The organism is Pseudomonas sp. YH-1, assembly GCF_051990045.1.
Lineage (GTDB): Bacteria > Pseudomonadota > Gammaproteobacteria > Pseudomonadales > Pseudomonadaceae > Pseudomonas > Pseudomonas nicosulfuronedens.
In genome coordinates this window covers 394,433-420,627 of record NZ_CP178184.1, presented here as the reverse complement: position 1 = coordinate 420,627, position 26,195 = coordinate 394,433, and the positions used below count along the sequence as shown (strand labels likewise).

Below are 26,195 nucleotides of genomic sequence, written 5' to 3'. Positions count from 1 at the left end.
TGAAGCGCGCACAGAATCATCCATGAGCGTGATAAAGGGCTAAAACGCCCGGCCTCCCGGCGGGCCCCGGCGACGGCGGACTCGCACCGCACCCGCCCCAGGACCTAAACTGCGCGCCTTGAGGAGTCCGCTATCCATGAACTACCGCCACGCTTACCACGCCGGCAACCACGCCGACGTGCTGAAACACATCGTCCTCGCCCGCCTCTTCGCGTTGATGGCGCGCAAGGACACGCCCTTTGCCTACCTCGACAGCCATTCCGGCATCGGCCTGTACGACCTGCTGGGCGATGAAGCCAGCCGCACCGGCGAGTGGGAGTCGGGCATCGGCCGCCTGTATGAGCGCGATGACCTGCCGGAGCTGCTGCAGGACTACCTGGAGGTGGTGCGTGCGCTCAACCCCGATGGCGGTCTGGAGTACTACCCCGGCTCGCCGGAGCTGGCGCGCCGCCTGACCCGTCCGCAAGACCGCGTCCTGCTCAACGAGCTGCACCCGGAAGACGGCCGCCTGCTCAAGGCCAACATGGGCGGCGAGCGCCGTATCTCGGTGCACCAGGGCGACGGCTGGCTGCTGCCCCGTGCCTTCCTGCCGGTGGCGGAGAAGCGCGGCGTGCTGCTGATCGACCCGCCCTTCGAGCAGCCTGACGACCTGGAGCGCTGCGTGGTCGCCCTGGACGAAGCCATCGGCCGCATGCGTCAGACCGTGGTCGCGATCTGGTATCCGATCAAGGACCGTCGCCAGCTCAAGCGCTTCTACCAGCGCCTGGAAAAGAGCTCGGCACCGAAGATGCTCCGCGTGGAGCTGTGCGTGCACCCGGCCGAGACGGCCGATCGCCTGAACGGCTCCGGACTGGTCATCGTCAATCCGCCGTGGCCGCTGGACGGAGAGCTGCGCGGCCTGCTGCCCTGGCTGGCCGAGACCCTGGCGCAGAGCGAAGGTAGCAGCCAGGTGGACTGGCTGATCGCCGAATGAAAAAAGCCCCGGCAGTGCCGGGGCTTTTTCATGGCTATGACCGTGTTGGTTCAGCGTGGGGCAGGGCCGATCGCGGCCGGTGTCTGCAACGCGCCGAGCGGATACGGCGCCTGTGTAGGAGCGAGCTCGCTCGCGAACAGCCTCATTGCGCTGCCGGTTCGCGAGCAAGCTCGCTCCTACAAGAGCCGGCTCACGCCGGCAGGCAGACGCCCGTGCCACCGAGGCCGCAGTAGCCGTAGGGGACCTTGCCCAGGTACTGCTGGTGGTAGGTCTCGGCATAGTAGAAGGGCGGCACTTCGCGAATCTCCGTGGTGATCTCGCCGTAGCCCTTGGCGCTGAGCTCTTTCTGGAAGGCCGCGCGGCTGGCGTCGATGGCGGCTTTCTGCGCCTGGTCGAACCAGTAGATCACCGAGCGGTACTGGGTACCGGTGTCATTGCCCTGGCGCATGCCCTGGGTCGGGTCGTGGGATTCCCAGAACACCTTGAGCAGTGCCTCGATGGTGGTTTCACGCGGGTCGTAGACCACCAGTACCACTTCGCTGTGGCCGGTCAGCCCGGAGCAGACTTCGTCGTAGGTCGGGTTCGGTGTGAAGCCACCGGCGTATCCCACCGCGGTGACCCACACGCCGGGTTGCTGCCAGAAACGCCGTTCGGCGCCCCAGAAGCAGCCCATGCCGAGGACGATCTGCTGCAGGCCCGACGGGAAGGGCGCGGTCAGCGGGTGGCCATTGACGTAATGCGCTTCGGGCACCGACATCGGACTCTCGCGCCCGGGCAGGGCCTGGGCGGAGCTGGGCAGTTCCAGCTTGTGGGCAAGTATTTGCGAGCGCAGGGTCATGGCATTCGTCTCCTCTGAATAGGGGCGGCAATAGACTCGGGTACTCGCCGAAGATTACAGCGTTTGTTTTGCTTTGCGGGAGGTTTGGTACCGCTTGCGGAACTGGCTGCGGGCACGCCGCGCCAGAGCGCCTCAATGTGGGCGGCAGGGATAGCGCTGCAGGCTGGAAGACAGGTCGTGGCTGGGGATGGGCTTGTCGAACAGGTAGCCCTGGCCGATGTCGCAGCGGTTGCGCCGCAGGAAGGCCAACTGGGCGGCGGTCTCGACACCTTCGGCGACCACCTGCAGCTTGAGGTTGTGGGCCATGGCGATCACCGCCGAGGTGATTTCCATGTCGTCCTGGTTATCCGGGATGTCCTTGATGAAGCTGCGATCGATCTTGATCACGTCGATGGGGAATTTCTTCAGGTAGCTCAGTGACGAATAACCGGTGCCGAAGTCGTCCATCGCCAGGGTCAGGCCGAGGCTCTTCAAGCGCTCCAGCTGCTGGCGGGTGTCGTCGGTGGCGTCCAGCAGCAGGCTCTCGGTGAGTTCAAGCTCGAGCTGAGAGGCCGGAATGCTTTCTTCGTGGAGGATCGCGGCGATGGAGCCGACTAGGTCCGGGTCGCTGAACTGCTTGGGTGACAGGTTGATCGCCATGTGCAGCTCGCCCAGCCCCTTGGCGGCCAGCTCGCGCACCTGGCGGCAGGCCTGGCGGATCACCCACTTGCCGATGGGGATGATCAGCCCGGTTTCCTCGGCGACGCTGATGAACTGGTCCGGGCGGATCATCCCCTTCTCCGGGTGCTGCCAGCGCAGCAGTGCCTCCAGGCCGAGCAGCGCGCCACTGCGCAGGCACAGCTTGGGCTGGTAGTGCACTGCCAGTTCGTCCTGCACCAGCGCGCGGCGCAGGTTGCTCTCGACGAACAGCTTGTAGCTGGCCTCGGCAGTCATTGCCTCGGTAAAGGTCTGCACCTGGTGCTTGCCGTTGGCCTTGGCCTTGTGCAGCGCCAGGCCTGCGTGCTTCATCAGCGTCTGCGGGTCCTGGCCGTGCTGTGGCGCGTAGGCGATGCCGACCGAGCCGGTGATGCTGATCAGTTGATTGTCGACGAACAGCGGCTTGTCGAGCACCTCGAGGATCTGCGCGGCGACTTTCTCGCCACGGCCGGCCACGGACTCTTCCAGCAGCACGGCGAATTCGTTGCTGGCAAAGCGCGCCAGGGTGGCGCTGTCGCTCAGGCTGCTGCGCAGGCGGCGGGCGAGGTTGGCCAGCAGCTTGTCGCCGGTCTGGTGGCCGAGGCTGTCGTTGATCCGCTTGAAGTTGTCGATGTCCACCAGCAGCAGGCTCAGCGAGTGCTCGCTGCCTACCTGCAGACGCTCTTCCAGGGCATTGATGAAGAAGTGCCGGTTGGCCAGGCCGGTGAGGTTGTCGCGGTAGGCGAGCTTCTCGATGTGCTGCTGGGCCAGCTTGCTCTGGGTGATGTCTTCGTAGATGCCGATGTAGTGGGTCAGCTCGCCCTTGTCGTCGTAGACCTTGGACAGAGACAACTGGCCCCAGTACGGCTCGAGGTTCTTGCGCCGGCTGCGGAACTCACCCTGCCAGCTGTTCTGCGTCACCAGGGTGGAGCGCGCGTCGAACAGCAGCTCGCTGAGGTTCGCCAGCGCCGGCAGCTCCGGCAGGCGACGGCCGCGCACTTCGTCGGCGCCGTACTGGGTGATCGCGGTGAAGCTCGGGTTGACGTACTCCACCAGGCCGTCGCGGTCGATCAGCAGGAAGGCGCTGGCGCTCTGCTCGACGGCGCGCTGGAACAGGTGCAGTGCGCTGGAGACGTTGCGCCGCTCGTGGTTCATCAATACTTGGGCATACTGGTCGGCCAGCTCGCCGGCGAAAGCGATCTCGTCGCTCTGCCACATGCGTACTTCGCCGACATGTTCCAGGCAGAGCACGCCGACCACTTCGCCGCCGACGCGGATGGTGGCGTCAAGCATGGCGCTGATGCCCTGCGGGCGCAGGTAGCGTGCGGCCAGTTCCTGGGTGCGCGGGTCCTGCTGGGCATTGTGGGCGTCGATGGCGCGGCCGCTGTGGACCGCGTCGAGGTAATTGGGGAAATTGCTGGCGTCGATGTCCTGGGGCTTTTCGTACTGGTCGGTGTCGCGGCGGTAGATGGTCACCGCTTCCAGGCGATGGTCCGGGTGCAGGCGCCAGATGCCGGCGCGGGCCACGTCGTAGGCCTCGCAGGCGGCCTGGGCGATCAGCTGGGCGGCTTCGAGCAGCGGGTCGCTGGACAGGTAGCGGTGCCGCGCCAGGCGCACGATCAGGTTCTGCTGGGTGCGCGAGCGCACCAGGTGCTGCAGGTGTTCGTCCTGGGAGCGCTGGTACATCTCCAGGGACATCTTCAGGCGGATGTTCTGCGCTTCCAGGTCCAGCAGGCGCGGGTCGAGTTCGGTTTCGTGCTCGTCCGCCTCGGTCTGCAGCAGGTAGCCGTGGAGCAGTTGGCGACCGTGCTGCTGGAAACTTTCGCCGACCTCCAGCACGTTCAGCGTGCCGCGCGGCGAGTGGAGCAGGTAGCGCACCCGGTAGCGGCCGTCCTTGAGCAGTTGCTGCTGCACCTGCTCATGCAGGCGATGGCGCGCCTCGGGCTCCATCAGGCTGGCGTAGGGGGCGTCAAGGATGCCGCAGAGGTCCTGGGCCGGTACGCCGATCTGCCGCTCACAACCGGGGTCGAGGAACAGCAGGGTCCAGCTGGGTTCATTCAGGCGCTCGAAGCGCAGCATCCCGAGCCTCGAAGGGACGGGAAGCTGCGTGACAACCTCGGCCGCCTGACGGCTGGCGGCATCGGGATGACTCTTCATGCGCGGGAGATTTCCAGGGTGCTGGATGGGGTACTTCGCCCCACCCGACTTCTATGGGCGTTGGCAAGATTTGCATGAGGCACGGGGCCATGACAAGCCAAGACTGTATCGGCCATCACAGAGCGAAGTTGAGCGAGCGGCGGGAGCCAGGCGTGACCGCCTGTCCGGCAAAAAAAGAAGCCCCGCCATCCGGCAGGGCTGGAGAGTACGAGCGTGGCGTGCTCGTCGAGAGGAAGGCCGGCGCGGGGCCGGCCTTTACAACACTTACAGCAGCCGCACTTACAGGAGCAGGGTGCGGATATCGCCCAGCAGGTCCGACAGGCGCTTGGTGTAGCGCGCGGCGGCCGCCCCATTGATCACGCGGTGATCGTAGGACAGCGACAGCGGCAGCATCAGGCGCGGCTGGAAGGCCTTGCCGTCCCACACCGGCTGCATGGTCGCCTTGCTGACACCCAGGATCGCCACTTCCGGCGCGTTGACGATCGGCGTGAAGCCGGTGCCGCCAATGTGCCCGAGGCTGGAAATGGTGAAGCAGGCGCCCTGCATGGCGTCGGCGGAGAGCTTCTTGGTGCGCGCTTTCTCGGCCAGTTCGGCGGCTTCGGCGGCGAGCTGCAGGAGGCTCTTCTGGTCGACGTTCTTGATCACCGGGACCAGCAGACCGTCCGGCGTGTCCACGGCGAAGCCGATGTTCACGTACTTCTTGCGGATCAGCGCCTTGCCGCTGGGGGCGAGGGAGCTGTTGAAGTCCGGCATTTCCTTGAGCAGGTGGGCGCAGGCTTTCAGCAGGATCGGCAGTACGGTCAGCTTGACGCCGGCCTTCTCCGCGACGGCTTTCTGGGCCACGCGGAAGGCTTCCATCTCGGTGATGTCGGCCGAGTCGAACTGGGTCACGTGCGGCACGTTCAGCCAGCTGCGATGCAGGTTGGCGGCGCCGACCTGCATCAGGCGGGTCATGGCCACTTCTTCCACTTCGCCGAACTTGCTGAAGTCGACTTCCGGGATCGGCGGGATGCCCGCGCCACCGGTAGCGCCCGCAGCCGGGCCGGACTTGGCGCGTTGCAGTTGTTCCTTGACGAACGCCTGCACGTCTTCCTTGAGGATGCGGCCTTTCGGACCGGTGCCTTTGACTTCGCCCAACTCGACGCCGAACTCGCGGGCAACCATGCGCACGGCGGGGCCGGCGTGGACCTTGGTGCCGTCACGGCTGGGCGCACCCACCGGAGCAGCTTCAGGTGCCTTGGCCGGAGCTGCAGCGGTCGGCGCGGGAGCGGCGGCAGGAGCAGCGGCCGGAGCCGGAGCAGCAGCCGGAGCTTCCGCCGCGGCCGGGGCAGCAGCGCCCGCGACCTTGAGCTTGAGGATCAGGTCACCGGTGCCGACTTCGTCACCGACCTTGATCGATACGCTCTCTACCACGCCGGAAGCCGGCGAGGGGATTTCCATGCTGGCCTTGTCCGACTCCAGGGTGATCAGCGACTGGTCGGCTTCGACCGTGTCGCCGGCTTTCACCATGACTTCGATGACGTTGGCCTTGCCGGCTGAGCCGATGTCCGGGACGTGGATGTCCTGGACGCTGGCGCCAGCGGCGGGCGCGGCAGCCGGGGCAGCGGCCGGAGCCTCTGCCTTCGGTGCCTCGGCGGCCGGAGCCGGTGCTTCGGCCTTGGGCGCTTCGGCGGCAGCCGAACCACCCTCGACTTCCAGTTCGAGGATCTCGTCGCCTTCCTTCAGGGTGTCGCCCACCTTGACCTTCAGGCTTTTCACCACGCCGGCCTTGGGCGAGGGGATTTCCATGCTGGCCTTGTCGGATTCCAGGGTCAGCAGGCTCTGGTCGGCCTCGACGGTGTCGCCCACCTTGACCAGCAGCTCGATGACTTCACCCTGGCCATTGCCGATGTCGGGTACACGAATCAGTTCGCTCATCGTGCCTCTCCTCAGCAGTCCAGCGGGTTACGTTTTTCGGGGTTGATGCCGAACTTGGCGATGGCTTCCGCCACGACCTTGGGTTCGATATCACCGCGATCAGCCAGGGCTTCCAGCGCGGCCAGCACCACCCAGTGGCGGTCGACTTCGAAGAAGTCGCGCAGCTTGCGGCGGCTGTCGCTGCGGCCGAAGCCGTCGGTGCCCAGGACCTTGAATTCCTTGCTCGGAACCCACTGACGGATCTGCTCGGCATAGAGCTTCATGTAGTCGGTGGAGGCAATGACCGGGCCCTTGCGGCCGGACAGGCACTCTTCGACATAGCTCTGCTTGGGCTTCTGACCCGGGTGCAGGCGGTTCCAGCGCTCCACGGCGAGGCCGTCGCGGCGCAGTTCGTTGAAGCTCGGAACGGACCAGACGTCGGCGCCGATGCCGAAGTCTTCGCGCAGGATCTTCGCGGCGGCTTCGACTTCGCGCAGGATGGTGCCCGAACCCAGCAGCTGCACGTGGTGCGCGGCGTCCTTCTTGTCCTCATCGAGCAGGTACATGCCCTTGATGATGCCTTCCTCTGCGCCCTTGGGCATGGCCGGCTGGACGTAGTTCTCGTTCATCACGGTGATGTAATAGAAGATGTCCTGCTGCTCTTCGATCATCTGCCGCGAGCCTTCGCGGATGATCACCGCCAGCTCGTACGCATAGGTCGGATCGTAGGTGCGGCAGTTCGGGATGGTCGCTGCCAGCAGGTGGCTGTGACCGTCTTCGTGCTGCAGGCCTTCACCGTTCAGGGTGGTACGGCCGGCGGTACCGCCGATCAGGAAGCCGTGGGCGCGGCTGTCGCCAGCGGCCCAGGCCAGGTCGCCGATACGCTGGAAGCCGAACATCGAATAGAAGATGTAGAACGGCAGCATCGGCTGGTTGTGCGTGGAGTACGAGGTACCCGCGGCAATCCAGCTGGACATGGCGCCGGCTTCGTTGATGCCTTCCTCGAGGATCTGACCTTTCTTGTCCTCGCGGTAGAACATCACCTGGTCTTTATCCACCGGCTCGTACAGCTGGCCGACGGAAGAGTAGATACCCAACTGACGGAACATGCCTTCCATACCGAAGGTACGGGCTTCGTCCGGCACGATCGGGACGATGCGCGGGCCGAGTTCCTTGTCCTTGACCAGCTGCGAGATGATCCGCACGAAGGCCATGGTGGTGGAGATTTCGCGGTCGCCCGAGCCGTCGAGCATGGCCTTGAGGGTTTCCAGCGGGGGAACCGGGACCTGGAAGCTCTTCTCGCGGCGAACCGGCATCACGCCGCCCAGCGCAGCACGGCGGGAGGCCAGGTACTTGGCTTCGGCGCTGCCTTCTTCGGGGCGGTAGAACGGCAGGTTTTCCAGGTCGGCATCCTTGACCGGGATGTCGAACTTGTCGCGGAACGACTTCAGGGACTCGACGTCGACCTTCTTGACGTTGTGCGCGATGTTCTTCGCTTCGCCCGAACCGGTACCGTAGCCCTTGATGGTCTTGGCCAGGATGACGGTCGGCTGGCCCTTGTGGTTGACCGCCTGGTGGTAGGCCGCATAGACCTTGTAGGGGTCGTGGCCGCCACGGTTGAGTTTCCAGACTTCCTCGTCGGAGAGGTCCTTGACCATCTCCAGCAGCTCCGGACGGGCACCGAAGAAGTGCTCACGCACGTAGGCACCGTCTTTGGCCTTGTAGTTCTGGTACTCGCCGTCGATGACCTCGTCCATGCGCTGCTGCAGCAGGCCGGCGGTGTCCTTGGCGAACAGCGGGTCCCAGAAGCGACCCCAGACCACCTTGTTGACGTTCCACTCGGCGCCACGGAACACGCCTTCGAGTTCCTGGATGATCTTGCCGTTGCCGCGAACCGGGCCGTCGAGGCGCTGCAGGTTGCAGTTGATGACGAAGATCAGGTTGTCCAGCTTCTCGCGGCCGGCCAGGGAGATCGCCCCCAGGGATTCAGGCTCGTCGCACTCGCCGTCGCCCATGAAGCACCAGACCTTCTGCTTGCCGGCGGGGATGAAGCCGCGGCTTTCCAGGTACTTCATGAAGCGCGCCTGGTAGATCGCCTGGATCGGACCCAGACCCATGGATACGGTCGGGAACTGCCAGAAGTCCGGCATCAGCCAGGGGTGCGGGTAGGAAGACAGGCCGTTGCCGTCCACTTCCTGGCGGAAGTTGTTCAGCTGGTCTTCGCTGATGCGGCCTTCGAGGAAGGCGCGGGCGTAGACGCCGGGGGAGGCGTGGCCCTGGAAGAACACCAGGTCGCCGCCGTGCTCGTCGGTCGGGGCCTGGAAGAAGTAGTTGAAGCCAACGTCATACAGAGTCGCCGAGGAGGCGAAGGAGGAGATGTGGCCACCCAGATCCGGGTCGTTCTTGTTGGCCTTCATCACCATCGCCAGGGCGTTCCAGCGCACCAGGGAGCGGATGCGGCGCTCCATGAACAGGTCGCCGGGCATGCGCGCTTCGTGGGTCACCGGGATGCTGTTGCGGTACGGCGTGGTGATGGCGTAGGGCAGTTGGGTGCCGGACCGGCTGGCCAGCTCGCCCATGCGGGTCATCAGGTAATGGGCGCGGTCTTCACCTTCACGGTCCAGGACCGATTCCAGGGCGTCCAGCCATTCCTGGGTTTCGACGGGATCGAGGTCTTGCATGGCTTGCTCCAGGGCGGAAAGGCTTCCAGAATCGGAAGCCAGTAGATCGTTGCCGATAGCTGCGCCAACCTCGTGGGCGACGCGGCGAATTCTTGGAAGTGCTCCGGGGGTACGCCCGGCGGGTTGTAGTTTTACTACAAATCGCCAGCGGATACATCCCTCCCCTCGAAAAAGTTAGTAGTAAAACTACAGGGGCACGAAAAGACAGGAATGCCGGCGCCTCGCCGACCACTCAGGATAGACCATGAGCCTGCCGTCCCTGGCCGCTTTGCCGGCTACTCTCAAGCCTCTCGCCGAGCGCGCTGAGCAGAATTTCCGTACCGCCATCGCCGCGCTTTCCGCCGAGCAGATCGACAGCTTCGACAGCTGGTCCGACGAGCGGCATGCCGATTTCGCCCGCGTCACCGCCGGTAGCGATTTCGTCGCCGAGCAGGTCCAGCGCGATCCTGCCTTTCTATTGGCGTTGGCCGCGACCGGCGAACTGGAGCGTGCCCTGCAGCCCGGTGAGATGGGCGCGCAACTGGAAGCGCTGCTGGCCGACTGCGCCGACGAGGACGAACTGGGCCGCCGCCTGCGTCGCTTCCGTCGACGCCAGCAGATGCGCATCATCTGGCGCGACCTGACTCGCCGCAGCGACCTCGCGGGCACCTGTCGCGACCTGTCGGACCTCGCCGACGCCAGCATCGACCAGTCCCTGGCCTGGCTTTATCAGCGCCATTGCCAGCAGTTCGGCGTGCCCATCGGCAACCGCTCGGGCCTGCCGCAGAAGATGATCGTGCTGGGGATGGGCAAGCTGGGCGCTGGCGAGCTGAACCTGTCCTCGGACATCGACCTGATCTTCGGCTACCCCGAGGGTGGGGAGACCCAGGGCGCCAAGCGTGCGCTGGATAGCCAGGAGTTCTTCACTCGCCTGGGGCAGAAGCTGATCAAGTCGCTGGACGCCATCACCGTCGAAGGCTTCGCCTTCCGCGTCGATATGCGTCTGCGCCCCTACGGCTCCAGCGGCCCGCTGGTGCACAGCTTCGCTGCGCTGGAGCAGTACTACCAGGATCAGGGGCGCGACTGGGAACGCTACGCGATGATCAAGGCTCGCGTGGTCGGTGGCGACCAGGAGGCCGGCCAGCGCCTGCTGGACCTGCTGCGCCCGTTCGTCTACCGCCGCTACCTGGACTTCTCCGCCATCGAGGCGCTGCGCACCATGAAGCAGCTGATCCAGCAGGAAGTCCGGCGCAAGGGCATGAGCGAGAACATCAAGCTGGGCGCCGGCGGCATCCGCGAGGTGGAGTTCATCGCCCAGGCCTTCCAGTTGATCCATGGCGGTCGCGACCTGAGCCTGCAGCAGCGGCCGCTGCTGCGCGTGCTGGCGATCCTCGAAGGGCAGGGTTACCTGCCGCCGCAGGTGGTTGCCGAATTGCGCGAGGGCTACGAATTCCTGCGCTATGCCGAGCACGCGTTGCAGGCCATCGCCGACCGCCAGACGCAGATGCTGCCGGAGGACGAGTTCGAGCGTATCCGCGTCGCCTTCATCATGGGCTTCGCCAACTGGTCGGCCTTCCACCAGGCCACCAACCAGTGGCGCGACCGCATCGACTGGCACTTCCGCCAGGTCATCGCCGATCCGGATGAAGATGAAGAAGGCCAGGTGGATACCACCATCGGTGGCGAGTGGATCCCCTTGTGGGAAGAGGCGGTGGATGAAGAGTCTGCTTGCCGGCAGTTCGCCGACGCCGGGTTCACCCAGCCGGCGGCGGCCTGGAAGCGCCTCACCGACCTGCGCCACGGCACGCAGGTGCGAGCCATGCAGCGCCTGGGCCGCGAGCGGCTGGACGCCTTCATGCCGCGCCTGCTGAACATGATTGCCGAGCGCGGCCCGGCGGATGTACTGCTGGAGCGCACACTGCCGCTGATCGAGGCGGTGGCGCGGCGCTCCGCCTATCTCGTGCTGCTGACCGAAAACCCCGGCGCGCTGGAGCGTCTGCTGACGCTCTGTGCGGCCAGCCCGATGGTGGCCGAGCAGATTGCGCGCTTCCCCATCCTGCTCGACGAGCTATTGAATGAAGGGCGCTTGTTCCGCCCGCCACAGGCCGCCGAGCTGGGCGCCGAGTTGCGCGAGCGGCTGATGCGCATCCCGGAGGACGACCTCGAGCAGCAGATGGAAACCCTGCGCCACTTCAAGCTGGCCCATGCCCTGCGCGTAGTGGCCTCGGAAATCGCAGGGACTCTGCCTTTAATGAAGGTCAGCGACTACCTGACCTGGCTGGCCGAAGCGATCCTCGAACAGGTGCTGAGCCTGACCTGGGACCAACTGGTGCAGCGCCACGGCCGGCCGACCCGTGTGGACGGCACGCCGTGCGATCCGGACTTCATCATCATCGGCTACGGCAAGTCCGGCGGCCTGGAGCTGGGCCATGGCTCGGACCTGGACCTGGTGTTCATCCACGATGGCGACCCGCAGAGCGAGACCGACGGCGCCAAGCCCATCGATGGGGCGCAGTTCTATACGCGCCTGGGGCAGAAGATCATCCACTTCCTCACCGCGCAGACGCCTTCGGGCATGCTCTATGAAGTGGACATGCGCCTGCGTCCCAGTGGTGCCTCCGGCCTGCTGGTCAGCTCGCTGCGCGCCTTCGAGGCCTACCAGCTGGGCGAGGCCTGGACCTGGGAGCACCAGGCGCTGGTGCGTGCCCGTGTGCTCGCCGGCTGCCAGCGGGTGGCCAGGGCCTTCGAGGCGATCCGCGCGAAAGTGCTCGGCCAGCAACGCGATCTGCCGGAGTTGCGCAAGGAGGTCAGCGAGATGCGCGCCAAGATGCGCGACAACCTCGGCACCCCCAGCACGGCCGCCGGCACCGCGCCGAATGCCTTCGAGGCCGCGGCCCCGTTCGATCTCAAGCAGGATGCCGGTGGTATCGTCGATATCGAATTTATGGTGCAATACGCGGCCCTGGCCTGGTCGTGGCAACACCCGGAGCTGGTGGAGTTCACCGACAATATCCGCATCCTGGAAGCACTGGAGCGGGTCGGGTTGATGTCCGGTGAGGATGTCCTGAAGTTGCAGGACGCCTATAAGGCCTACCGGGCGGCGGCGCACCGATTGTCCCTGCAGAAGCAGCCGGGCGTGGTGAGCGGCGACCACTTCCATGCGGAAAGACGCATGGTGATGCAGATGTGGAAGGCCTTCGAGCTGACCTGATTCGCTGCGATTTCCTATGAAGTAGCCAGCATCCGGCGGGATGATGATCGCCGGAGCGGGCCGCGCTGTCGGTTGCTTGTGCAGCTATACAGAGGTCAGGAGTTGGGCGCGTGATGCCATTGCGCCAGGTCACAGGGAGTGACGAAATCCGCCCGGCCGCAAGGTGCGCTGGGCTAGACTGCCGGCATTCGATGCTCGGCACCTGACCGTGAGGGCAAGCACCGCACGGCTGGATGAATGGAGTACGGGGAGGCGAGAGCCTCCCCGGTCGTTTCTGGAAAAGGCATGAGAATTCTGATCGTAGGCCCCTCCTGGGTGGGCGACATGGTGATGGCGCAGACACTCTTCCAGTGTCTGAAGCAGCAGCATCCGGACTGCGTGATCGACGTGCTGGCGCCCGACTGGAGCCGGCCGATCCTCGAGCGCATGCCCGAAGTGCGCCAGGCCCTGAGCTTCCCGCTCGGCCATGGCGTGCTGGACATCGCCTCGCGCCGGCGCATCGGCAAGACCCTCAAGGGCCAGTACGACCAGGCGATCCTCCTGCCCAACTCGCTCAAGTCGGCGCTGGTGCCGTATTTCGCCGGCATCCCCAAGCGCACCGGCTGGAAGGGCGAGATGCGCTACGGCCTGCTCAATGACATCCGTGTGCTGGATAAAGAACGCTACCCACTGATGATCGAGCGCTTCATGGCGCTGGCTTTCGCGCCGGGCGCCGAGCTGCCGCAACCTTATCCACAGCCGCGCCTGGCCATCGACCCACAGAGCCGCGAGGCCGCGCTGGCCAAGTTCGGCCTGAGCCTGGATCGCCCGGTGCTGGCGCTGTGCCCCGGCGCCGAGTTCGGCGAGGCCAAGCGCTGGCCGGCGGAGTACTACGCCAAGGTCGCCGAGGTGAAGATCCGCTCCGGCTGGCAGGTGTGGATCTTCGGCTCGAAGAACGACCACCCCGGCGGCGAAGACATTCGCATGCGCCTGATTCCCGGGCTGCGCGAAGAATCGGTGAACCTCGCCGGCGAGACCGCGCTGTCCGAGGCCATCGACCTGATGTCCTGCGCAGGCGCCGTGGTCACCAACGATTCCGGCCTGATGCACGTGGCCGCCGCGCTGAACCGCCCGCTGGTGGCGGTTTACGGCTCCACTTCGCCGCAGTTCACCCCGCCGTTGGCCGATGCCGTGGAAATCGTCCGCCTCGGCCTGGAATGCAGCCCCTGCTTCGATCGCGTGTGCCGCTTCGGCCACTACAACTGCCTGCGCGAGCTGAAGCCGCGCCCGGTGATCGAAGCGCTGGACCGACTGGTCGCTGACCCGGTGGATGTGGAAAGCGCCGAATGAGGGTCCTGCTGATCAAGACCTCGTCCCTGGGCGATGTCATCCATACCCTGCCAGCACTGACCGACGCTGCCCGCGCCATTCCCGGCATCCAGTTCGACTGGGTGGTGGAAGAGGGCTTCGCCGAGATTCCTGCCTGGCACCCGGCCGTGGCCCAGGTGATCCCGGTGGCGATCCGACGCTGGCGCAAGAATCTCTGGCAGACCCTCAAGAGCGGTGAGTGGAGTCGCTTCAAGCGCCGCCTGAAGGAGGTCGACTACGACCTGGTGATCGATGCCCAAGGCCTGCTCAAGAGTGCCTGGCTGACCCGCTATGCGCGCCGCCGCACGCCGATCGCCGGGCTGGACAAGGCGTCGGCCCGCGAGCCGGCCGCCAGCCGCTTCTATAACCGGACCTACCCGGTCGCCTGGGGCCAGCACGCCGTCGAGCGCGTGCGTCAGCTGTTCGCCCAGGCGCTGGACTACCCGCTGCCCGCTGACACCGGTGACTACGGCCTGGACCGCAATCGCCTGCTGGATTCGGTGGAAACCGAGCCCTACCTGGTCTTCCTGCACGGCACCACCTGGGTGACCAAGCACTGGCCCGAGGTTTACTGGCGCGAGTTGGCCCAGCGTATGGGCGAGCGCGGCTGGCAGGTTCGCCTGCCTTGGGGCAACGAAGCCGAGCGGCAACGCGCCGAACGGCTTGCCGAAGGCTTGGAAAATGCCTCGGTGCTCCCCAAATTAAGCCTCGCAGGCATGGCCAAGGTCCTGGCCGGCGCTTCCGCCTGCGTGGCGGTCGACACCGGACTCGGACACCTGGCAGCCGCCCTGGACGTGCCGACGCTATCGCTGTTCGGTCCGACCAATCCCGGTCTTACGGGTGCCTACGGGCGCTCGCAGGTGCACCTGGCCAGTGACTGGCCCTCGTGTGCGCCGTGCCTGCAGAAGACCTGCACCTACCAGCCGACGGCCGAAGACAAGCGCCAGTTCGACCTGCGGCATGAACAGCCTCTGTGCTTCACGCGCCTGAATCCCCTGCGTGTGGCCACCCAGCTGGAGGCACTGCTGCTGGCCCCGGAGACGCTTCGATGACCCTGGCTTTCGTTCTCTACAAATACTTCCCGTTCGGCGGGCTGCAGCGCGATTTCATGCGCATTGCCCTGGAGTGCCAGCAGCGCGGCCACTCCATCCGCGTCTACACGCCGATCTGGGAGGGCGAAGTGCCGCCTGGCTTCGACGTGCGGGTGGCGCCGGTGAAGTCGCTGTTCAACCACCGCCGCAACGAGAAATTCAGCGCCTGGCTGGCGGCGGACCTCGCGCGTTCGCCGGTGGACCGGGTGATCGGTTTCAACAAGATGCCCGGTCTGGACGTCTACTACGCCGCCGACGGTTGCTTCGAGGACAAGGCGCAGACCTTGCGCAATTCCTTCTACCGTCGCTGGGGCCGCTACAAGCACTTCGCCGATTATGAGCGTGCGGTGTTTGCGCCGGAGTCCAAGACCGAGATCCTGATGATCTCCGAAGTCCAGCAGCCGCTGTTCATCAAGCATTACCGCACCCCCGAGGCACGCTTCCATCTGTTGCCGCCGGGCATCGCCCAGGACCGTCGCGCGCCGGCCAACGCCGCCGAGATCCGCGCCGATTTCCGCCGCGAGTTCAAGCTGGGTGACGACGACCTGCTGCTGGTGCAGATCGGCTCCGGTTTCAAGACCAAGGGCCTGGACCGCAGTCTCAAGGCGCTGGCCGCCCTGCCGCGCTCGCTGCGCAAGCGCACCCGGCTGATTGCCATCGGCCAGGACGATCCCAAGCCGTTCCTGCTGCAGGTGAAGGCGCTGGGGCTGTCGGACAACGTGCAGATCCTCAAGGGGCGCAGCGATATTCCGCGCTTCCTGCTCGGCGCCGACCTGCTGATTCATCCGGCTTACAACGAAAACACCGGCACCGTGCTGCTGGAAGCGCTGGTCGCGGGCCTGCCGGTGCTGGTCACCGACGTCTGCGGCTACGCCCATTACATCGACGAGGCGAAAGCCGGGCGCGTGGTGCCGTCGCCCTTCGAGCAGGAGCGCCTGAACGCCATGCTCAAGGACATGCTGGAAGATGACGTGACGCGCGCCGACTGGTCGCGCAATGGCCTGGCCTTCGCCGACAGCGCCGATCTCTACAGCATGCCGCAGCACGCCGCCGATCTGATCCTGCGGGAGCGCGCATGAAGCTCGAACTGCACGAGCCCTTCAAGACCCTCTGGGCCGGCAAGGACCCGTTCGCCGAAGTCGAACGCCTGCAGGGCAAGGTCTATCGCGAGCTGGAAGGCCGCCGCACGCTGCGCACCGAAGTCCAAGGGCGCGGTTATTTCGTGAAGATCCACCGCGGCATCGGCTGGGGCGAGATCGTCAAGAACCTGTTCAGTGCCAAGCTCCCGGTGCTGGGTGCGGGCCAGGAACAGCGCGCCCTGGAACGCTTGCACCAGGCCGGCGTGGCGACCATGACCTCGGTGGCCTACGGCGAACGTGGCGGCAATCCGGCCGCGCAGCACTCCTTCATCATCACCGAGGAGTTGGCGCCGACCACCGACCTGGAGGTCCTCTCGCTGGACTGGCTGCAGACGCCGCCCGAGCCACGCCTGAAGCGCGCGCTGATCGCCGAAGTGGCGAAGATGGTCGGCACCATGCATCGCGCCGGGGTGAACCACCGCGACTGCTATATCTGCCACTTCCTGCTGCACACCGACCGCCCGATCAGCGCCAATGACCTGCGCTTGTCGGTGATCGACCTGCACCGCGCTCAGACCCGCACTGCTACCCCACGCCGTTGGCGCGACAAGGACCTGGCGGCGCTGTACTTCTCCGCGCTGGACATCGGCCTTACGCGCCGTGACAAATTGCGCTTCCTGCGCGGTTACTTCCAGCGTCCGCTGCGTGACATCCTCCGCGAGGAAGCTGCGCTGCTGGCGTGGATGGAACGCAAGGCGGCCAAGCTCTACGACCGCAAACAACGTTACGGAGACCTGCTCTGATGGCCGGCTGGGTACTCGAAGCCGACTACCAGCATCTCGCCGCCGATTTCGGCAGCCTGGATGCCGTGTTTGCCCTCGAAGGCGAGCGCATCACCAAGGATGCGATGTCCGACGTCGTGCGCATCGAACGCGACGGCGTGCGCTATTACGTCAAGCGTTACCGCAAGCCGGGCAAGGGTTTCCGCCGTTATCTGCCGCGCCCACGGGTGAAGGCCGAGTGGCAGAACCTCAAACAGTTCGCCAAGTGGGGCATACCGACTGCACAGGTCGTGGCCTATGGCCTGGAACGCGTCAACGGCGGCTTCTCCCGTGGCGCGATCATCACCCGCGAGCTGGTTGGCACCGAGGACCTGCATGCCCTGGCCAAGCAGAACGATCCGCGCCTGAAGGATCGCGCCTGGGTCGAGCACGTCATGCGTCAGCTGGCCGGCTACACCCGGACCATGCATGACCACCACTTCACCCACAACGACCTGAAGTGGCGCAACATCCTGGTGGACGGGGAGGGTACGGTGTACTTCATCGACTGCCCGATCGGCGACTTCTGGATCAGCTTCATGCTGCGTTACCGCATCACCAAGGACCTGGCCACCCTCGACAAGGTCGCCAAGTACCACCTTTCCTACACGCAGCGCCTGCAGTTCTACCTGCTGTACCGGCGCCGCGAGCGACTGAACGCGTCGGACAAGAAACGTGTCCGACAGATCGTCCATTTCTTCGAGGGACGCGAGTGAAGGATTTCATTGCCGAGGGCGACCAGGCCCTGCTGGAAAGCAACGCCCTGGCCGATTTCGATGCGCTCTGGGCTCTTCAGCTGGAAGCCGTTGACGAGCCCAACACCGAGCGTGGCGGCTGGAGCAGCGTTTATCGCCTGGAGCTGGACGGCACCGCCTACTACCTCAAGCGCCAGAGCAACCACCTGACCCGCAGCCTGAAGCGTCCGCTCGGCGAGCCGACCTTCAGCCGCGAGTTCCGCAATATCCAGCGCTATCACCAGCTTGGCATTCCGTCGATGCAAGCAGCGTTCTTCGGCGCGCGGCAGGTCGGCGGCGAGCGCCGGGCGATCCTGATGACCCGCGCCCTGGACGGCTGGCGCGACCTCGACAGCCTGCTGCAGGGCTGGTCGAACCTGCCTGCCGAACGTCGCCAGGCCATCCTGCGCGCCTGCGGCATGCTCGCTCGTCGCCTGCACGAGGCCGGGCAGATGCACGGCTGCTTCTACCCCAAGCACATCTTCCTGCGCGAAACCGACGACGCCTTCGAGGCGACTCTGATCGACCTGGAAAAGACCCGCCCGCTGTGGTTTGGCCAGCGCGACCGCGTGCGCGACCTCGAGCCTCTGCTGCGCCGTGCGCCGGACTGGAACGAGACCGACGTGCGCAACCTGCTGGCGGCCTACCTGGGCACCTCGTCCACCGGCCCTGAAGTGGACGACTGGTACCGTCGCCTGGGTGCGCGCCGCAAGAAGAAGGAAAACCGCGCATGAGGCTGTCTGCCCTGCGCGATGCCGGCCGCGCTCCGGCGCTACCCCTGCGCATCGAGCTGGAAGACGGTGCCGGCCCGGCCGAACTGCGGCTGGACCGCCTGCTGCGCGTCCTGCCCGGCCAGCGCTACGTCGGTGCGGCCAATTGGCGCGGCCGGTCGGTACTGGCCAAGCTGCTGGTCGGCGGCAAGGCTGCGCGGCACTTCCAGCGTGAGCGTGAAGGCGTGCGCCTACTTGCCGAGCAGGGCCTGACCACGCCGCAGCTGCTGGCTGACGGCCTGAAGGACGGCGAAGGCGGCTGGCTGCTCTTCGAGTTCCTCGAAAATTCCGAAAGTCTCTGGGACGCCTGGCGCGCCGTGGAAGGCGAGCCGCTGCTGTCCGACGGTCAGACCGCCGTTATCGCCGAAGCCCTGACCGCCATCGCCCAGCTGCACCTCAAGGGCCTGTGGCAGGAAGACCTGCACCTGGACAACCTGCTGCGCCACGCCGGCAAGCTGTACCTGATCGACGGCGCCGGCATCCGCGCGGAAACTCCGGGGCAGCCGCTGTCGCGCAAGCACGTGCTGGAAAACCTCGGGGTATTCTTCGCCCAGCTGCCGGCGAGCCTCGATCCGTATCTGGAAGAGCTGCTGATTCATTATCTGTTGGCCAATGGCGAGCACGCGCTGCCGTTGGAAGCGCTGCAGAAGGAAATCGCCAGGGTTCGACGCTGGCGCGTCGGCGACCTGATGAAGAAGATCGCCCGCGACTGCAGCCTGTTCAGCGTGTTCAGGGGGCCATTTGGCCTGCGCGCGGTACGCCGCGAAGAAGAGGAGAGCTTGCAGCCGCTGCTGTCCGATCCGGATTCCTACATAAATCGCGGACACATCTACAAGACCGGCGGCGCGGCGACCGTTGCCCGCGTGGAGCTCAATGGCCGGCCTCTGGTGGTCAAGCGCTACAACATCAAGAACCTGTTGCACTGGTTCAAGCGCTTCTGGCGCCCCAGTCGCGCCTGGGCCTCCTGGCGCGAGGGCAACCGCCTGGACTTCCTCGGCATCGCCACACCCAAGCCGCTGGCGGTGATCGAGCGGCGCTGGCTGTGGCTGCGGGGCCCGGCCTTCCTGATTACCGATTACCTGGCGGGTCAGGATATAATCGCCCGTTTCAAACCCTACCTGGACCATCCGGAGGGGGGCGGCCTGCCGCCGGAATCGGATCTTGTGGCCCTGGACAGACTGTTCGCGGCGCTGGTGCGCGAGCGCATCAGCCACGGCGACCTGAAAGGGCACAACCTGTTCTGGCAGGAGCAGGGCGAAGGTGGGCAGTGGTCGTTGATCGACCTCGATGCCATGCAGCGCCACTCGCGAGAAGCGAGCTTCGCCCGCGCCTATGCCCGCGACCGTGCGCGTTTCCTGCGCAACTGGCCAGAGGGCAGCGCACTGCACCGGCTGCTCGACGAACGTTTACCGCGGGTGCCTGGCACCCGCCCAGATGAAAGAGGCTAGACCCTGTGGCATTGACCATCCTCGGCCTGTCCGGCGCCGTAAGCCATGACCCTTCCGCCGCCCTGTACATCGACGGCAAGCTGGTCGCGGCCGTCGAAGAAGAGCGCTTCGTCCGCGACAAGCACGCGAAGAACCGCATGCCCTACGAGTCGGCCAAGTTCTGCCTGGAGCAGGCCGGGATCAAGCCGTCGGACGTTGACGTGGTGGCCATTCCCTTCGCCCCCATCAGCATCTTCGACAAGGCCCGCTGGCACTATGCCAAGCGCTACGCCTACGCGCCGGACCGCGCGCTGGACGCCATCCTGCTCGGCAACCGCCGCTACCATCGCTACTACAAACGTATCCAGTGGTGCCTGCAGCAGCTGGGCTTCGACCTGAAGAAGACCAAGATCCAGCCGGTCGAGCACCACCTGGCCCACGCTTCCAGTGCCTACCACTGCTCGGGCTTCAAGGAGAAGACGGCGATCCTCGGGATCGACGGCAAGGGCGAGTACGCCACCACCTTCTTCGGCTACGGCGAGAACGGCAAGATCCACAAGATCAAGGAGTTCTACGATCCGGACTCCCTGGGCGGCCTGTACGGTGCGCTGACCGAGTACCTCGGCTTCGACATGCTCGACGGCGAGTTCAAGGTCATGGGCATGGCGCCCTACGGCGATGCCAGCAAGTACGACTTTTCCCGTCTGGCCAAATTCGAAAATGGCGAGCTGGTGATCAACACCGACTACGCCAACGTCATCGGCTTCCGTCGCTACAAGGAAAAGGGCAAGGGCTACTATTTCTCGCCCAAGCTGATCGAGTGGCTCGGTCCGAAGCGTGAAGGCGATATCGCCGACGATCCGTACATTCACTACGCCGCCAGCATCCAGGCGCTGTTCGAGAAGCTGGCGCTGGAGATGATGGATTACTACCTGGGCGACATCATTCGCGAGACCGGCAAGATTGCCTTTGCGGGCGGCTGCGCACTGAACGTCAAGCTCAACCAGAAGATCATCGCCCGTCCCGAGGTCAAGGAGCTGTACGTGCAGCCCGCGGCTAGCGACGCCGGCACCGCGGTTGGCGCGGCGGCCTACGTTTCCTGGGAGCGTGGCGTACCGGTCGAGAAGATGGAGCACGTCTACCTCGGCCCGGAATACAGCAACGAAGACGTCATCGCCGCCTGCGCCCGCCACGAGGCGAAACCGACCTGGCGCAAGATCGACAACCTGTCCGAACTGATCGCCAAGGTGCTGGTGGACGGCAACCCGGTGGCCTGGTTCCAGGGCCGCCTGGAGTTCGGTCCGCGCGCCCTCGGCGGCCGCTCGATCATCGGCTGCCCGAGCGTCCCCGGCGTGGCTGACCGCATCAACGCGCAGATCAAGTTCCGCGAGCGCTGGAGGCCCTTCTGCCCGTCGATGCTCGATACCGTCGGCCCGCAGATGTTCAAGATCGACCACCCGGCGCCCTTCATGACCTTCACCTTCGAGGTCAACGAAGAGTGGAAGACCCGTGTGCCGGAAGTCGTCCATGAAGATGGCACCTCCCGCGCCCAGGTACTCAAGCGCGAGTTCAACCCACGCTACTACGACATGATGAAGGAGCTGGAGCGGCTCACCGGCAACGGCGTGGCGCTCAACACCTCGCTGAACCGCCGTGGCGAGCCGATGGTCTGCTCGCCGACCGACGCCCTGAACATGTTCTACGGCTCGGACCTGCAGTACCTGATCATGCAGGACATCCTCGTGGTCAAGGACGGCGCGGAGCCCTATGACTCGCTCGGCTGAACCGCGCGTACTGCAGTTCTGCCACGGCTATGACGGGCCGTTCCTCGACTGTGCCCGTCAGTACGCCAGCCTGTTCGCCGGTACCGGCTATCGGGTCACCACGGTGTTCCTTACCGGTGCGCCCGATCCGGAAGTAGTGGCCGGTTGCGCCAGCGACGAGGTGCTCTTCCTCGACTACAGCTCGCGGGATATCCGCGGGCTGAAGCTCAAGGCAATCCGCGACCTGCGCGAGATCGCCCGATCCCGCGATTTCCGGTTCTGCATCGCGCACCGTTTCAAGCCAACCTGGATTGCCATGCTCGGCACCAAGCTGCCGATCATCGGTGTGCACCACGGTTTCGGTGATTTCCAGCGCCTGGGGCGCAAGCTGTTCGCGCGCTTCTTCGCCGAACGCCTGAGCTTGCTGGGTGTTTCCAATGCGGTGCGCGACGAAATCCGCGCCTGTCTGCCGGCCTGGCCGCAGGAACGCATCGAGACGCTGTACAACCGGGTCGACGTCGACGCGCTGCAGGCACAACAGGTCGAGCGCTATCCCGCTCGCCAACACCTGGGGCTGGCGGACAATGCCTGGGTGGTCGGCAACGTCGGCCGCCTGCATCCGGACAAGGACCAGGCCACCCTGCTGCGTGGCTTCGCTCGCGCACTGCCGCGCCTGCCGCACAACAGCCTGCTGGCGATCCTCGGCAAAGGGCGTCTGGAGGAGGACCTCAAGGACCTCGCGCGCGAGCTGGGCATCGCCGACCGCGTGCTGTTCCTCGGCCAGGTCCCGGACGCCAAGCGCTACTTCAAGGCCTTCGACGTGTTCGCCCTGACCTCCGACCACGAGCCTTTCGGCATGGTTCTGCTGGAAGCGATGGTGGCCGGCGTGCCGCTGATCTCGACTTCCGGTGGTGGCGCGGGGGAAATCGTCGAGGGGTTGGGTATCCTGTTCCCGCTGGGCGACGATGCGGCACTGGCCGAAGGTCTGCGTCATCTGTCGGTACTGGACCGCGAGCAGCGGGTGATGTGTGCGCAGCAGATGGAGCAACGTCTGCAGACGCGCTTCAGCGATGAGGCTGTGCGCCGGGAGTTCTGGAGTCTGCCGCTGGTGAAGGCGCTGCTCGCGCCGGCCCGCTGACGGACTGGCGGGCACCCTCCATTTATACTGGCCTGGACGCTGGGTGCGCCCTTTGGCGATTCATTGACGAGCGCGCGATTGCAGATGCTGGAACTCAAACTGGAAGGTGGTCGACGCTGGCTCGGCGATGGGCGTGTGCAGATTCTCATTACCGAGTTCGAGGAGTGCCTTGGGCGATACGAGGGGAGTGTTTTCCTGCTTGCATCCGGGCCTTCCGCCGGAGAGTTCCCGCTGTCGCGCTATGCGGACTGGCCGGTCATTGCGATGAATGGTTCCATCGTTCGCTGCGCTGACCAGAAGATCACGCCGTTCTTCTATATCTGTGACGACCCCGGATTCGTGCGCGATCGCCCCGACCTTGCCTGCCTCGGCGCGCGTAGTGCCACGCACCTGGCGATGAGCCTGAGCTGCCTCCAGGAGCTGCATCGCCATGACCCAACACTGCTGCCGCAGAGGTCCGGTGTTCTGCTGCTGGAGCGGGTCAACCGTCGCCATGGCATGGCCGTGCTCTCGGATCGCTCCTATGCCTGGTCCATCCGCCGTGATCCTGACCTGATCTGCGGGTTCTCCCTGCTGCGCAGGAAGACCAATCGGATCGGCTTCAGCCGCAACATGAGCAAGGGCTACTTCGGGGGGCGTACCATTCCCTACGCCGCGACACAGCTGGCTTGCCACCTGGGCTTCAGCCAGGTGTTCCTCATCGGGATGGACCTGAACAAGGCTATCGGGCGCTTCTACGAAACAGGGGCGGCCGCCCTGCCCAGCAGCCTCGACGAGGACTTCGAGGATTACATCCTGCCCAGCTTCCGGATCGTCGCCGAACAGGTTTCGCCCCGGTATCCACTGCGGCTTTTCAATCTGTCGCCGCTCAGCCGATTGCCGGCCAGCGTTGTTCCGAAAATAGAAACCACCCAGCTGGATGCATTGCTCGAAGCAGAAGTGGCAGCAGCGGATGGCAAACACCTGCGAGCGAGGTCGTGATGGATCTGCAGCAACTGATCGAGTGCTGGAAGTGCGAAGTCTCGAACAAGAAGAAACCTGGTAGCCGCATCGGCCTGTTCAGCAACATCGTGAAGCGGGCCTACAAGAGCAACGTGCTCCGCTACCTGCTGCAGTTTCGCCTGGCTCAGTTCCTTTACGCCAAAGGCGGAATGCGACGTCGTTACGCGTTGCGCATGCAGCGCAAGTTGAACCGTCGCTATGCCGTAGACATCAGCGTTGCCGCGCAGATCGGCCCCGGTTTCCGGATTGCCCACCTGCCGGGAGTGGTCATCACTGGCTACGCGACGATCGGCAGGAATTTCTTCATTCGGCAGAACTCCACGGTGGGCATCAAGACGTTGGGCTTGTCGCGCTACTCGCTGGTGATCGGTGACAATGTGAGCCTCGGCGCGCACAGCTGCATCATCGCCGATGAACTCGAGATTGGCAGTGGTGTCACCATTGGGGCGATGTCTTTCGTCAACAAGGACCTCCCCGCGGGTTGCACCTTCTATAACGTCCGTCAAAGCCAGATCCTGCCTGCTATATCCTGAGACGGCCATCGCCTTGACCGGGCTGTTCAGCGTCCCCTAATCTTCGCGGCGCATTGTCCTTGTCGCCGATTTCCTTGCGGAGGGTGACGGGCGGGGCGCATGGAAGCTGGGCGATTGCCGTATCCGGCCCAGGATGCACGTTAATTCGATTGCCCGCACTCTGGGATGTAAAGGTGAGTCTTGAAAGTTCTGTTCCTGGTCCAGAAAGAACAACGCGCCATTCTCGACCGTCTGTATGACGGCATCGCCGAACATTGCGACTGCGACCTGCGCTGGCTCAGCAGCGATGAGCAGGCCAACCTGCGCCGGTATTTCCGCGATCACGTGGACGTATCGAAGTACGACCGTATCCTGTTCTTCCTGCGCTTCAAGAAGGAAATCCGCCAGGCCTCCTTCATCCGCAGCGTGCCCAACCTGGTCATCCTCGAGCACGACGCCTACCAGAACTACATTCCCTGCAAGTACACCGGCAAGTTCAGTGCGCACTACCGCCGCCTGCCCTGGGCCAGGGTAATCAGCTCGGGCTTCATGGTCAGCGAGCGCCTGCGCCGGGAAGGCTTCGATGCGGTCTTCGTGCCCAAGGGCTACGACCAGAACCTGTTGCATGACCTGGGGCGGGAGCGGGATATCGAACTGGCCTTCGTCGGCAGCACCGGCAGTGTTGCCTACAGCGGTCGCAAGGCGTTGCTGGATGAGCTGGGGCAGGTGGAAAACCTGCTGGTGACCAAGACCAACTCGGGCGAGGACTACCTGAACACGCTCAATCGCATCCGCTTCTTCGTCAGCGCGGACGTTGGCATGGGCGAGTACATGATCAAGAACTTCGAGGCCATGGCCTGTGGTTGCGTGCTGCTGGCGTATGACCAGGGGGAGGCGGAGAACCGCGCGCTGGGGTTGCAGGACATGCATAACGTGGTGCTATACCAAGATGTAGCGCAGCTGCGCAGCAAGCTGCAGGTGCTGCGCGAAGACCCGCAGCAGGCGAGCCGGATTGCCGAAGCCGGACGGGCGCTGGCGGTGGAGGGCTTCGGCTTCAGCCAGATCGGCGCCCGCATCGTCCAGGCCATGGCTGCCCCGCTGCGCGAGCGTCCGCGTCCCGGTATGCTGGAGCGCTGGCGCCGGGCGTTGGGGATCTGACCTGTGGCCATTTCCTGCCGGTTATTGAGGTGTCTGTGGAATATCCGCTGATTTCCGTGTTGGTGCCTTGCTATAACCGTGAACGTTATATCGAAGAAACGCTGCTGAGCATCCTCGGGCAGGATTACCCCAACTTCGAGCTGATCGTGGTGGATGACGGGTCCAGTGACCGCAGTGCCGAGAAGATTCAGGCACTTCAGCAGCAGCATGGCTTCCAGTTCTACCGTCAGGCCAACCAGGGTGTCAGTGCCGCGCTCAACACGGCGTTGGGCCATGCGCGGGGTGAGCTGGTGGCGACGCCGGACTCCGACGACATCATGATGCCGGGGCGCCTGAGCCTGCAGGCGAGCTACCTGAGTGAGCATCCCGAGGTCGGTTGCCTGGGCGGGCGCGCTGTCTACATCGATGCCGACGGCAAGCACCTGAAAGGCGGTCCCGGCAATGCCGTGCGCCAGTACAGCTTCGACGAACTGCTGGGGCAGGCCATCGCTATTGGTGCGACCGTGGCCATGTACCGGCGCGAGGCCATGGATCGGGCAGGCGGTTATGATCCGCAGATCCGCATCCAGGACTTCCAGATGAGCCTGAAGATCGCACACCTGGGCTACCGGGTCGAAGTCCTCCCGGAGGTGGTCAGCGGCTACCGCCGCCACGAGGGCAACCTGTCGCGTACGGCCTACAAGAACCAGCTGCATTATGATCGGATGGCGGTCGCTCCTTATCGTGATCACCCGGCGTACGGCTCTGGTATGACCTGTATCCTCAACAAGGCGCTCAAGCAGTCCGTGGTCAACGACAAGGGCTACGCCTGGTCGCTGTTGCTGCAGCTTCCGCCGTGGCGCTGGAATCGTATTACCCTGCGGCGGGTTCGCCATTTGCTGTTCAAGTTCGGGCGGGAATAAGACGTTTGCTGATGAAAGATGTGATTGCTCCGGCCTGGAGG

Annotated in this window: 19 protein-coding genes; 15 read left to right on the top strand and 4 right to left on the bottom strand. The window is 65.0% G+C overall.

Annotated elements, in window-relative coordinates; genetic code table 11:
* Positions 1 to 136: 136 nt before the first annotated feature.
* Positions 137 to 973 (top strand): 23S rRNA (adenine(2030)-N(6))-methyltransferase RlmJ, encoded by an 837-nt coding sequence (locus tag ACKI1H_RS01935; RefSeq protein ID WP_440467518.1) that lies wholly within the window; start codon positions 137 to 139, stop codon positions 971 to 973.
* Between the two features lie 190 nt (positions 974 to 1,163).
* Here ACKI1H_RS01935 and msrA read toward each other — a convergent pair whose 3' ends face one another.
* The 4 genes from msrA to aceE form a co-directional block, all read right to left on the bottom strand.
* Positions 1,164 to 1,811, bottom strand: coding sequence for a peptide-methionine (S)-S-oxide reductase MsrA (gene msrA, locus ACKI1H_RS01930; protein WP_440467517.1), 648 nt, complete (start codon positions 1,809 to 1,811; stop codon positions 1,164 to 1,166).
* Positions 1,812 to 1,943: 132 nt separating this feature from the next.
* Entirely contained in the window at positions 1,944 to 4,643 is a 2,700-nt protein-coding gene (locus ACKI1H_RS01925; RefSeq protein WP_440467516.1) for a putative bifunctional diguanylate cyclase/phosphodiesterase, read from the bottom strand.
* Between the two features lie 279 nt (positions 4,644 to 4,922).
* Positions 4,923 to 6,560 carry a dihydrolipoyllysine-residue acetyltransferase gene (aceF, locus tag ACKI1H_RS01920; protein WP_138524016.1) on the bottom strand — a complete coding sequence of 546 codons (1,638 nt, stop codon included), beginning with the start codon at positions 6,558 to 6,560 and terminating at the stop codon, positions 4,923 to 4,925.
* A gap of 11 nt (positions 6,561 to 6,571) precedes the next feature.
* Positions 6,572 to 9,220: a pyruvate dehydrogenase (acetyl-transferring), homodimeric type gene (gene aceE, locus ACKI1H_RS01915; protein WP_169935986.1), complete on the bottom strand. Its 2,649-nt coding sequence runs from the start codon at positions 9,218 to 9,220 to the stop codon at positions 6,572 to 6,574.
* A 244-nt stretch (positions 9,221 to 9,464) separates the two neighbouring features.
* Between aceE and glnE the strand changes: the two genes are divergently transcribed.
* From glnE to ACKI1H_RS01845, 14 genes are all read left to right on the top strand, one after another.
* Positions 9,465 to 12,410 carry a bifunctional [glutamate--ammonia ligase]-adenylyl-L-tyrosine phosphorylase/[glutamate--ammonia-ligase] adenylyltransferase gene (gene glnE, locus ACKI1H_RS01910; protein ID WP_440467515.1) on the top strand — a complete coding sequence of 982 codons (2,946 nt, stop codon included), beginning with the start codon at positions 9,465 to 9,467 and terminating at the stop codon, positions 12,408 to 12,410.
* Positions 12,411 to 12,695: 285 nt separating this feature from the next.
* Positions 12,696 to 13,739 carry a lipopolysaccharide heptosyltransferase II gene (gene waaF / locus ACKI1H_RS01905; RefSeq protein ID WP_440467514.1) on the top strand — a complete coding sequence of 348 codons (1,044 nt, stop codon included), beginning with the start codon at positions 12,696 to 12,698 and terminating at the stop codon, positions 13,737 to 13,739.
* Positions 13,736 to 14,809: a lipopolysaccharide heptosyltransferase I gene (waaC, locus tag ACKI1H_RS01900; RefSeq protein WP_440467513.1), complete on the top strand. Its 1,074-nt coding sequence runs from the start codon at positions 13,736 to 13,738 to the stop codon at positions 14,807 to 14,809. Before waaF ends, waaC begins: the two co-directional genes overlap by 4 nt.
* Positions 14,806 to 15,927: a glycosyltransferase family 4 protein gene (locus tag ACKI1H_RS01895; protein WP_440467512.1), complete on the top strand. Its 1,122-nt coding sequence runs from the start codon at positions 14,806 to 14,808 to the stop codon at positions 15,925 to 15,927. Before waaC ends, ACKI1H_RS01895 begins: the two co-directional genes overlap by 4 nt.
* A complete protein-coding gene (gene rfaP / locus ACKI1H_RS01890) occupies positions 15,924 to 16,730 on the top strand; it encodes a lipopolysaccharide core heptose(I) kinase RfaP (RefSeq protein WP_440467511.1) in 807 nt (268 codons plus the stop codon). Before ACKI1H_RS01895 ends, rfaP begins: the two co-directional genes overlap by 4 nt.
* On the top strand, positions 16,730 to 17,464 hold the full coding sequence (locus ACKI1H_RS01885; protein WP_440467510.1) for a lipopolysaccharide kinase InaA family protein: 735 nt from the start codon (positions 16,730 to 16,732) through the stop codon (positions 17,462 to 17,464). The genes rfaP and ACKI1H_RS01885 overlap by 1 nt, the downstream gene beginning before the upstream one ends.
* Positions 17,461 to 18,216, top strand: coding sequence for a lipopolysaccharide kinase InaA family protein (locus ACKI1H_RS01880; RefSeq protein ID WP_440467509.1), 756 nt, complete (start codon positions 17,461 to 17,463; stop codon positions 18,214 to 18,216). Before ACKI1H_RS01885 ends, ACKI1H_RS01880 begins: the two co-directional genes overlap by 4 nt.
* On the top strand, positions 18,213 to 19,700 hold the full coding sequence (locus tag ACKI1H_RS01875) for a lipopolysaccharide kinase InaA family protein (protein WP_440467508.1): 1,488 nt from the start codon (positions 18,213 to 18,215) through the stop codon (positions 19,698 to 19,700). The genes ACKI1H_RS01880 and ACKI1H_RS01875 overlap by 4 nt, the downstream gene beginning before the upstream one ends.
* Before the next feature lie 5 nt (positions 19,701 to 19,705).
* Positions 19,706 to 21,463 carry a carbamoyltransferase family protein gene (locus ACKI1H_RS01870; RefSeq protein ID WP_138524036.1) on the top strand — a complete coding sequence of 586 codons (1,758 nt, stop codon included), beginning with the start codon at positions 19,706 to 19,708 and terminating at the stop codon, positions 21,461 to 21,463.
* Positions 21,447 to 22,580 carry a glycosyltransferase gene (locus tag ACKI1H_RS01865; RefSeq protein ID WP_138524038.1) on the top strand — a complete coding sequence of 378 codons (1,134 nt, stop codon included), beginning with the start codon at positions 21,447 to 21,449 and terminating at the stop codon, positions 22,578 to 22,580. The genes ACKI1H_RS01870 and ACKI1H_RS01865 overlap by 17 nt, the downstream gene beginning before the upstream one ends.
* 84 nt (positions 22,581 to 22,664) lie before the next feature.
* A complete protein-coding gene (locus tag ACKI1H_RS01860) occupies positions 22,665 to 23,561 on the top strand; it encodes a lipopolysaccharide core biosynthesis protein (RefSeq protein ID WP_440467507.1) in 897 nt (298 codons plus the stop codon).
* Entirely contained in the window at positions 23,561 to 24,115 is a 555-nt protein-coding gene (locus tag ACKI1H_RS01855) for a serine acetyltransferase (RefSeq protein ID WP_440467506.1), read from the top strand. The genes ACKI1H_RS01860 and ACKI1H_RS01855 overlap by 1 nt, the downstream gene beginning before the upstream one ends.
* 180 nt (positions 24,116 to 24,295) lie before the next feature.
* Positions 24,296 to 25,252, top strand: a complete 957-nt coding sequence (locus tag ACKI1H_RS01850) for a glycosyltransferase family protein (RefSeq protein WP_440467505.1) — start codon at positions 24,296 to 24,298, stop codon at positions 25,250 to 25,252.
* A gap of 35 nt (positions 25,253 to 25,287) precedes the next feature.
* On the top strand, positions 25,288 to 26,154 hold the full coding sequence (locus ACKI1H_RS01845; protein WP_440467504.1) for a glycosyltransferase family 2 protein: 867 nt from the start codon (positions 25,288 to 25,290) through the stop codon (positions 26,152 to 26,154).
* Positions 26,155 to 26,195: the final 41 nt, after the last annotated feature.